The sequence below is a fragment of the Cupriavidus mimosae genome (genome assembly GCF_023952485.1).
Taxonomy (GTDB): Bacteria; Pseudomonadota; Gammaproteobacteria; order Burkholderiales; family Burkholderiaceae; genus Cupriavidus; species Cupriavidus taiwanensis_C.
In genome coordinates, this window is record NZ_JALHRY010000061.1 from 1 (window position 1) to 2,840 (window position 2,840).

Here is a 2,840-nt window from a genome sequence, read left to right on the forward strand (position 1 = left end):
TAATTGCCGACTATATCCCTGAGAACCTGATTTGTCCATCTCGTGAAGGGTCATATGATGGCGGAGGCCGTTCAGGATGCCTCGATGTCATTCAAGAAGGCCCCTGATCAAACGCGCCCTGGTTACGAGCTGGGTCAACACCTGAGCTACCCGCCGGGCGCGCAGCGCCAGCCGGTCGGCTAATCAGCGCAGCCCAATGGCAAGCGCGCCAAGACCGTGCTAACCGAAGATGGCCGCTGCGGGTCGACATTCCGCGCGACCGCGACGGCTGCTTCGATCCGATCCTGATGCCCAAGCACCAGCGGCGCTTCACCGGGTTAAATAACAAGATCATCGCCATATATGTCCGTGGCATGACCGTGCGCCGAGATCCAAGTCTTCTGGCACATACGAACTTCACCGCCATCGCGCGAGCGGCGGAGAAGCCGTCAAGGTAAATGATGGAGCCGGAGCGAGCCGCAGGGGCGGCTCGCGGTGATGGCCATCACGCCTGTTGATCGCGATGGGGTGGATTGTTGATGGGCCTGCTAACGCCGCTGCTCACGCCGAGATTTTCGGGGCGGAGCTTGCTCGGCTAGTTGCAGTTGCGATTGGGCATGACGCCGGATCTGCACGAGGTAGTGCGATTCGACGAGCATCACAAGTTCATGGAAATAGTCCCGGACCGCTGCGGCGTCTGCGTCGGTTAGCTTGGGCAGCATTGGTCCGAGCCGGGGAAGAAAGGTCAGGTCTGTCATCGGATTCTCAGCGATTGCCGCGGCGGCTCTGGTATGCGGTATAGGTTTGAGGTAGAGCTTCTCGTCGATCTGCGACAGTTCGCATTGCGCGGCGGGGGCCAACAGTTCGCTGGCTAGGTTCATCAAGAGGCGATGGTTGCCGGCGGCGTGTTCGCCCAGGGTCTGGCGCAGCGGTTCGGTCATCAGGCTCGCGCTGCCGGCGCTGTCGAGCAAGTGGCTCCGGCATGTCTGTTCCATCGCCAGACGCGCGCGGATCCGGCTGTCCAGGGGGATCAGATGGTCGCGGGTGGATTTCTCACGCAGGCGGGCATCGCCGGCGAGCACAACGCACAGCAGCGCCGATGCCAGCAGGGCAACTCCGACAGCACCGGCGCGCTCATCCCCTGGGCTTCGTCGATCAGCAGCACGCAGCGACGGCGGCTGGCTTGCAGATGCGCCAGCCAGCGTCCGCGCTGGGCCTTGAAGCCGCCCCAGCGGTTCTGCGACTCGATCGGCACCGCAAGGATGTCGCTCAGCTCCCGGTAGAAGTCGGACAGGCTGCTTTGCGGGTGGTTAATCGAGCCCATGGAGCAACCATGGCAAAGCCGCTTCGCGTGCCAGGCCGTGCTCGATGCGCCATCGAGTTTGGGGTTCAGGAAGACCGCTTTGACGGGGATGTCCTGGGCGAAGGGATTGAACTTGAGGCCATACAAGGCCAGCAGATTTGGTTGCATCATGGCTTCGTAGGCGGAGTCGGGTCCGCCGGGCCGCCCAATTCCAGGATCGCCTCGCGGACCGGATGCGCGATCCGCTCCTGCGCATGGCGGCGGCTGTGGGTCCGCGAGCCCGCGGGCGCCTTCATTGGCGTAATGCTCGATCTACTTCCCCCGCGGCAGAATAGATGTCGCCCCGATAGAGTCTAAACCCTGGGGCGATAAGAGAGAGAAGTGGCTCGTTACGGACAAGCATTCAAGGACCGGGCGGTAGCACGGTTGTTACCGCTGGAGAGTGCGGTGGTGGAAGTGGTTTCAAGGGAATTGGGTGTGGCAGTGGCCACGCTTGAGCGCTGGCGTGCAGACGCTATGTCCATGCCCGCTCGCGAGCGGGCATGGACAGCGGCGGCAAGGTTTGAGGCGGTGCTGGCGATGGCGGCGATGGACGAGGCCAGCAAGAACGCCTGGTGCCGTGAGAACGGCGTGTATCCGCAGGAGTTGGAGCAGTGGCGCACTGCCGCCACGCAGGCGCTGGCTGAGCCAGAGGCCTGGCCAGCGAATCGAGCTTCGGTCGAGTGCTGCGCGCCCATGGGCAGACCCGGCACCGACGACGCGCCAAGGCGCCGCGCCAAAGCCGTCCGCCCACCACGCACGTGGCCACCGGGCCACGCCAACTGTGGTGCTGGGACATGCCTATTTGCCGGCCGAGGTCGCCGGGCGCTGGTTTTATCTGTATCTGATCCTGGACGTCTACAGCCGCAAGATCGTAGGTTTCGAGGTCCACGATCGCGACGATGCCGACCACGCGGCGCATCTAGTCAAACGCACGGCGCTGGCCGAGGGTATTCACGCCTTGGCGGCCAAGCCCGTGCTGCATGGTGACAACGGCGCCACGCTCAAGGCCACTACGGTGCTGGCGATGTTGTTCTGGCTGGGCGTCAAGCCTTCGTATTCGCGTCCACGGGTGAGGGACGATAACGCCTTTGTGGAGAGCCTCTTCTGCACGGCCAAGTACCGGCCGGAGTTCCCGTCCAAGGGCTTTGCCGATCTGACTGCGGCGCGTACGTGGGCGGCGCACTTTGCACTGGTACAACATGAGCACCGGCACAGCGGCATCCGCTACGTGAGCCCGGCATAGCGCCACGCCGGACAAGACACCAACATTCTGACGTTCAGGCTCGTGAGCGCAATCTGCGTCGTTGGTCACGCCACACACCAGATTGGTCGCCAATTGGGACGGTCACGCTCAACCCCGAGCGCGATGTTGTGGTGCCCAGCAGAGTCATCCCAGGCGCGGAATACCAGCGTTTGGTTGCATGAATGAGGCAACATCTACCTCGACGCGCGCCGACTTGTAGTCGGTCTCGCGCTGATGCCATAGCGCTCGCAAAGCGAGCTATTGCTGTCCGAG

At 63.2% G+C, this 2,840-nt stretch carries 2 protein-coding genes and 2 pseudogenes; 2 read left to right on the plus strand and 2 right to left on the minus strand.

The window, feature by feature from the left end; translation table 11 throughout:
- Positions 1-2: 2 nt before the first annotated feature.
- Positions 3-410 (plus strand): annotated as a pseudogene (locus MKD50_RS30180) (transposase); the annotation flags it as partial.
- A gap of 117 nt (positions 411-527) precedes the next feature.
- On the opposite strand, the gene MKD50_RS30185 reads toward MKD50_RS30180, so the two are convergent.
- Entirely contained in the window at positions 528-1,061 is a 534-nt protein-coding gene (locus tag MKD50_RS30185) for a hypothetical protein (protein ID WP_012354773.1), read from the minus strand.
- The gene (locus tag MKD50_RS30190; protein ID WP_240619763.1) at positions 1,010-1,450 is read right to left on the minus strand and encodes an AAA family ATPase; all 441 of its coding nucleotides are present in this window, start codon (positions 1,448-1,450) and stop codon (positions 1,010-1,012) included. Before MKD50_RS30190 ends, MKD50_RS30185 begins: the two co-directional genes overlap by 52 nt.
- Before the next feature lie 213 nt (positions 1,451-1,663).
- Between MKD50_RS30190 and MKD50_RS30195 the strand changes: the two are divergent.
- Positions 1,664-2,749: pseudogene (locus MKD50_RS30195) on the plus strand (DDE-type integrase/transposase/recombinase).
- Positions 2,750-2,840 lie beyond the last annotated feature (91 nt).

Bases quoted from the DNA above. Each gene is read 5' to 3' on its own strand.
- MKD50_RS30190 (WP_240619763.1), bottom strand. From the start codon at position 1,450: ATGCAACCAAATCTGCTGGCCTTGTATGGCCTCAAGTTCAATCCCTTC.